Consider the following 585-nt stretch of genomic DNA (forward strand, 5'->3'; position numbering starts at 1 on the left):
GGCCAGCCCCGCCAGCTCGTCCGGGCTGATGGGATCCTGAAAGTCGGTGAAACCGCCCTTGATGAGGAGCGGGCGCTTCTGCCAGTAGTGCTCGAGGAAGTGAGCGATATCCAGATTGAGTTGGTACATGGTGCTTCTCGTATCTTGTGAGAGGGCTTGCCCAAGGCGGGCTTGGGCAAGGCCTGTCGGGTGCTTGAAAAGAGCAGGGGGCCCTGTGGCAACAGATGCACAGGGCCCCCGGATATCAGGTTATCGCCTTACTTCAGCAGATCGACCAGACGCTGGGCGTCGCCGATGTAGTTGGCCGGGGTCAGCTTCTTCAGCTCGACTTTCACGTGCTCGGGGAGCTCGAGGGTGTCGATAAAGGTGCGCATCCCTTCGGCGTCGACGCGGCGACCACGGGTCAATTCTTTCAGCTTCTCGTAGGGCTTCTCGATGCCGTAGCGGCGCATCACGGTCTGGATGGGCTCCGCCAGCACTTCCCAGTTGGCGTCCAGATCGGCGGCCATGGCGTCCGCGTTGGCTTCCAGCTTGGAGATGCCCTTGAGGGTTGCCTGATAGGCAATCAGGGAGTAACCCACCGCC

Annotated in this window: 1 pseudogene; it reads right to left on the reverse strand. The window is 61.4% G+C overall.

Annotation, left to right across the window (positions count from 1 at the left end):
- Nucleotides 1–257: 257 nt before the first annotated feature.
- Nucleotides 258–585, reverse strand: a pseudogene (locus BN1119_RS12130) (adenylosuccinate lyase); the annotation flags it as partial.

Origin of the sequence: Aeromonas bivalvium (assembly GCF_000819765.1) — a bacterium.
In the GTDB taxonomy this organism is placed as follows: domain Bacteria; phylum Pseudomonadota; class Gammaproteobacteria; order Enterobacterales; family Aeromonadaceae; genus Aeromonas; species Aeromonas bivalvium.